Genomic DNA, 6,056 nt, shown 5'->3' on the forward strand with positions numbered 1-6,056 from the left:
GTGATAGATTGTCTGGCAGGGACATGCATGCTTGCGCTCTGCGAAGCCAATATAGTGAGCCGGTGCGACGGCGAACCCTGAGTATTCGTTGACGAGCGCAAGCGCACCTGTGGACTTGGAGCTAAAGCCGCAAACGTCCAGGCGTTTGGGTCGAGATATTCGTAGCCCGCGGGTGCATGTTCCGCTTGCGCTGGCAGCAAGCTGCCAGTGCTACCAGTATCAGTGAAAGCGGAACGGACTATCTATACAGGGTCGATCAATGGACCATTCGACTGTGCACTAACAGGCGCTCACGCTGCTGCCTGCACTGCAGAGGAAAGCAATTCGCGAGTGTAATCGCTCGGCGGGCAAGAACTGGCGCGCATCGTGACGCGAGGAGCTAGAGCATGTTACACGTTCCCTACCTACGATGGTTGCGGCCGGCGGGTGTGCGATCGGTCCGGCTGAGTACCGGACTGGTGATGTTCACCTACGTAGGCACGCATCTCCTGAATCACGCGCTGGGGAATATCTCGCTCGCATGGCTGGAGCGTGATCTGCTTGTGCAGAAGTACGTCTGGCAGGGATGGCTTGGAACGGTCGTGCTGTACAGCGCGCTCGTGACGCATTTCTTCCTGGGTCTGTGGGCTTTGTACGAACGGCGCTCGCTGCACTGGACTCCGGGCGAGGTTGCGCAACTCGTTCTCGGCTTGTGCATACCGCCGCTGCTAGCCAACCATCTTGCGAATACGCGGGTCGCCTTTGCCGAGTTCGGCCTGAACAAGGGCTACGCGCAGGAACTGTACTCGTTCTGGATCGATTCACCGTTCTTTGGCGGTGTGCAGTTGATGCTGTTGGTGGTCGCCTGGCTGCATGGGTGTTACGGCATCTGGTTTTGGTTGCGATTGAAACCATGGTTCGGAGCGTGGCGGAGCTTGCTGCTGAGCGCTGCCGTCCTGCTCCCGGTGCTCGCGCTTCTAGGCTTCTTACAGGGCGGACGGGAAGTGATCGCGCTCGCGCGAGATCCTGTCTGGCGCGCCGCGGCGACACGACCGACGATCGTTGGAACCGGACCGCAAAAACTTTGGCTCGCCGAACTGCGCAATGACTTTTTGCTCTTCGATGGCGGTGCGCTGCTGCTGGTGCTTGCCGCGCGGCTGGTGCGCACGGTGCGGGAACGCCAGGTCGGGCGGCTCGGCGTTCTGTATCCGGACGGGCGAAAAATATTTGCGCCGCGCGGATTTTCGGTACTTGAGACTAGCCGCATGGCCGGTGTTCCGCATGCCAGCATGTGTGGTGGGCGCGCCCGATGCACGTTGTGCCGGGTACGCGTGCTCAGCGATGTTCCGCTGCCCGCGCCTGCCGAAGCGGAGCGTCGCGTTCTGGAGCGACTGGGGGCTGATCCGCAGACAGTGCGCCTCGCCTGCCAATTGCGACCGGCCCATGACCTCTCCGTGTGGCCAATGGTGCCTCCCGCAGCATCGACGGCCTTCTTGCAGCGGCGCCAGCGGGACGTTATGCCGCAAGAGCGATTCGCGGCGTTCATGTTCGTGGATATGCGGGATTCCACGAGGCTTGCGGCGGCACAGTTACCGTTCGACACCATATTCTTGGCCAGCCGCTTCCTGAGTGCGGTCAGCTCTGCCGTAGTCCAGGCGGGCGGCCTGCCAAATCAGTTCCTGGGGGACGCAGTGCTCGCGATATTTGGCTTAAGCAGCGAGCCGTCGACCGCCTGTCGTCAGGCTCTCAGCGCAGTGCCGCTGGTGGCGGCCAATATTGACGAGCTCAGCGCTATGCTCGAGCAGCAGCTGCAAACGAAAATTCGCTTTGGGATCGGATTGCATTGCGGCGCGGCGGTAATGGGTGAGATTGGTTTTCGCGAGCACGTCACATTCACTGCAATTGGTGACCCGTTGAATGTGGCCTCGAGACTTGAGCAGTTGACAAAGGAGATCGCTTGCGAGGCGATCGTCTCAGAACAGGTCTTCCAGCATGCCGGCGTTCCGGCCGCAGGCCTGCCGCAGCTTGCCGCACGCCTGAGAGGCCGCGATGATCTGGTGCCCGTCCGTGTGCTGTCCAAGGCGGCGCAGATGCCTCGGGCCTGACCACGCCCGCGGCGCCACGCTCACAGACCGCGTAGTGTCGCTTGACACATCCGAGCCGACGGTCCCGTATTACCGCGGAGGACGAAACCGCTCGCGCGGTAAGGGGCTCCGGCCGACGTTAGTGGTCCCGGAGAGGAAACCGACTCTGTTTTCATGTTGAAGGGCGAGGCAATCCGCCTCGTCGTTCAACGGGAGCAGAGCCATGACTCACACCAGCCAGGATATCAGTCCGCTGCGCCAGCGCATGATCGACGACATGCGCATGCGCAAGCTCGCACCGAAGACGCAAGCCGGTTATGTCCGCGTGGTCCTTCAGTTCGCCGCGTTCCTCGGGCGCCCGCCCGGCACCGCCACCGTCGAGGACCTGCGGCGCTACCAACTGCATCTGGTCGACCACGGCATCTCGCCCGTGTCGCTGAATGCCGCCATCACCGGACTGAAGTTCTTCTTCGAGATCACGCTCCACCAGCCCGAGCTGATGGCGAGGATGCAGCCGGTGCGCGTGCCCCGCACGCTACCGGTCGTGCTCAGCCCCGACGAAGTGGGCCGCCTGATCGCCGCCGCCGGCAACCTGAAGCACCAGACCGCGCTGTCGGTCGCCTACGGCACCGGCCCTGCGTGCCAGTGAAGTGGTGGCGCTGAAGGTCGGCGACGTTGACAGCCAGCGCATGACGCTGCGTATCGAGCAGGGCAAGGGCCGCCGGGACCGCTACGCGATGCTCTCGCCGGTCCTGCTCGAACGCCTGCGTGTCTGGTGGCGCGTGGCCCACGCGCAGGGTCGCATGCTCAAGGGCGGATGGCTGTTCCCGGGGATGGATCCCGTCGACCCGCTGACCCCGAGGGACTGAACCGCGCCATCCATGCCGCCGCCGAGGCCGCGAACATCGACAAGCGCGTGTCCATGCACACGCTGCGTCACAGCTTTGCGACTCACCTGCTCGAACAGAAGGTCGATATCCGCCTGATCCAGGTCCTGCTCGGGCACCGGCAGCTCGAGACCACCGCACTCGTTTCTGCCGGCAACGGTAACAGGTCGATGGTTCCACCTGTACATGATCCTGGACCTGTATAGATAGTATGACTTCCCGTGAGGTGGAAGGCTGGCCTGGCGTGTGAAAACAAACGCGGGTTAGCATGACTGCCAGAGCCGCACGGTGTGGACAGGGCCACACCCGGCGATTTCCGTCACGGAGGCCAGCAATGGAAAACGATAGCACAGTCTATGTAGGGCTCGATGTTCACAAGGACTCGATCGCGGTCGCCTATGCGCTGGGCATGGGCGAAGTGGAGCAGTTGGGCAGGATCGGAACGACGAAGACTGATGTTGACCGGTTGTGCAAACGTCTGCAGTCCAAAGGGCGACACGTGCGCGTGGTCTACGAGGCCGGTCCATGCGGTTATGGGCTTTACCGGGAACTGGTTCAGAAAGGATTCGACTGCATGGTGTGCGCGCCATCGCTGATTCCCAGAAAGCCCGGTGATCGCGTCAAGACAGACCGGCGGGACGCGATCAAGCTAGTGCGCGCACTGCGCGCGGGCGACCTCTCAGCAGTGTATGTGCCGGGCGTAGACGATGAAGCATTCCGCGATCTGGCCCGTGCGTGGGCAGCGGCCAAAGCCGATCTGAGGCACGCGCGGCAACGGCTGAAGTCATTCCTGCTCGCGCATGGTGTAGGTTATACCGGTACCGCTAACTGGGGACCCGCGCACCGGCGATGGATCAGCTCATATTCGTTTCCAAGTCACTGGCAGCAACTGGCCTTCGACGAACACCGTCGCACGATCGAGGACAGGCTCGCGCAATGTGAGCGTCTCGAGGTGGCGCTGCGCGAGGCCGTGCTCGAGTGGCGCTTTTATCCGGCCGTACTGGGCCTTCAGGCCATGCGTGGCATACAGTTCACCACTGCGATCGGAATGCTTTCGGAGCTCGGAGACCTGTCACGCTTTGAGCATCCGCGCCAGCTGATGGCATGGCTGGGCGTCACCCCCTCTGAATACTCTTCCGGAGAGCGGCGTCGTCAGGGAAGCATTACGAAAACCGGCAACAGTTACGCCCGCAAACTGCTCGTCGAGGCCGCCTGGAGCTACCGGTTTCCCGCACGTGTGAGTACAGATATCCAGCGTCGGCAAGAAGGCATCCCCAAGCCCATTACCGATCGAGCCTGGGACGCACAGTTGCGGCTGTGCCGGCGATATCGCAAACTGGCAGAGCGCGGCAAGAATGCGAACATCGCTGTGGTTGCCGTGGCCCGTGAACTCGCGGGATTTATCTGGGACATTGGCCGGCTGTCAATGTCCCTGGCTGTACCGGGCGGTGCACAGCCAACACACCAGCTTCATCCTGCCGGCCACTGAAAAGCAGCAATCTGAAGGAGTTTCCTGAAGGCGGCGTAGCCCGGCACACGAGTAACCCGCGCTCCGGCTATGCAGCGGATGTCATCCGATTTGCGGCTTCAGATAGCGGCAGGCTCATTGGGCGGAACACTGTAATGCGGTAACCAACCCGCGTATATCAGATCCTATGAAGCGAGGGCCTCGACGTGCTGACGTCTAAAATCAGCTTGCCGAGGTTTGCTTACAGGAGAACATCATGCGTACCGATCAGGCATACACGGGTCATGGTGACGTACTCGTGCTGGCAGTGTCGCTGGAACTGGCGGCGGCCAAATGGAAAGTCGCGCTTCACGACGGCCGGCGCGAGAAGCCGGCCGTGCACACCCTCGCACAACCACAGGCCGCAGCGCGTCTGCAGGCGGTCCTGGACCTGATCGAGGCACACAAGGAGAAGTGGTCGCTGCCGGCCGGCGTACGCACGGTCGTGAACTACGAGGCCGGGCAGGACGCGTTCTGGATCTGTCGCGCGCTGCAGGTGCACGGCATCGAGTGCTACGTCATCGATCCGGCCAGCACCCCGGTTGAACGTCACAGACGGCGCGCGAAGACCGACCGGCTCGATGTAATCAAGCTGGTGATCAATCTGCGCGCATGGCTGCGCGGCGAGCGCGACCGCATGCACGTTGTGCACGTGCCGTCACCGCAGGATGAGGCATCGCGCCAGCTGATGCGCGAGCGCGGCCAACTGCAGAAGGAAGTGCTGCAGCACCGCGACCGGATGCGCAAGCTCCTGGTCACGCTCGGTTGCTGGGATGCGGTCGATCACCGTACCTTCGCCAAGCGGCTCGAACGCGAGGAGGTGCGCTGCCATGACGGAGCGCCGTTACCGCACGAGCTGCGTGAGCGTTTAATGCGCGAGTGCGAACGCCTCGCACTCGTCGAACAACAACTTGCGGCGCTGGAGAAGACGCGACAGGCAAACGTACCGGCACCCGCGCGCCAGCGTTGCGATGCGCTGGCGCGCCTGCAGGGGATTGGCGAAGTAGGCGCCTCGCGCCTTGCCCTCGAGCTATTCTGGCGAGAGTTCGACAACCGCCGCGAAGTCGGTGCGTGCATCGGGCTCGTGCCACAGCCCTACGACAGTGGCGAAAGCCAGGTCGACCAGGGGATCAGCAAACAGGGAAACCGGCGGGTGCGCGCGCTGCTGATCGAGATGGCCTGGACCTGGCTTCGCTACCAGCCCGGCAGCGCATTGGCGAAATGGTTTAACCACCGCACACAAGGTACGGGACCGAACCGACGCGCGCGACGCATCGCCATCGTCGCGGTCGCGCGACGTCTTGCCATTGCGCTGTGGCGCTATCTGAAAGACGGCGTCATCCCTGACGGCGCACAGCTGAAGTCCACATAAGCCCCTACAGTTTGGCAGGAAGGAGATAAAGGTTTGGCCAGGCAGTGACGTGGCAAACATGGTTGAAGTGAACATCCCGTGGTCACACTGGGTTGCTGAAGCAACCGAATACTTTCAGATGGGGCATGTTCCCGGGGCGAATGATTCCGGCGTAACGCGCATGCGGGATAAGGCTGGTGATACGCCAGCGGATAGAAGGCGGTGAGAATGCTGGTTCTTCTCACGAT

General features: G+C 62.4%; 3 protein-coding genes and 1 pseudogene. All 4 read left to right on the forward strand.

The annotated features are described in order from the left end of the window. The first annotated feature begins 461 nt into the window (after positions 1-461). The 4 genes and pseudogenes from OKW27_RS05835 to OKW27_RS05850 all read left to right on the forward strand — a co-directional run bounded on the left by OKW27_RS05835 (position 462) and on the right by OKW27_RS05850 (position 5,829). On the forward strand, positions 462-2,084 hold the full coding sequence (locus OKW27_RS05835) for an adenylate/guanylate cyclase domain-containing protein (RefSeq protein WP_429332814.1): 1,623 nt from the start codon (positions 462-464) through the stop codon (positions 2,082-2,084). A 202-nt stretch (positions 2,085-2,286) separates the two neighbouring features. Then, positions 2,287-3,156: pseudogene (locus tag OKW27_RS05840) on the forward strand (tyrosine-type recombinase/integrase). Between the two features lie 128 nt (positions 3,157-3,284). Next, positions 3,285-4,439 (forward strand): IS110 family transposase, encoded by a 1,155-nt coding sequence (locus OKW27_RS05845; protein WP_429332815.1) that lies wholly within the window; start codon positions 3,285-3,287, stop codon positions 4,437-4,439. Between the two features lie 235 nt (positions 4,440-4,674). After that, on the forward strand, positions 4,675-5,829 hold the full coding sequence (locus OKW27_RS05850) for an IS110 family transposase (RefSeq protein ID WP_429332816.1): 1,155 nt from the start codon (positions 4,675-4,677) through the stop codon (positions 5,827-5,829). The last annotated feature ends 227 nt before the right edge of the window (positions 5,830-6,056 follow it).

The organism is Paraburkholderia sp. 35.1 (assembly GCF_050436525.1).
Taxonomy (GTDB): Bacteria; Pseudomonadota; Gammaproteobacteria; order Burkholderiales; family Burkholderiaceae; genus Paraburkholderia; species Paraburkholderia tuberum.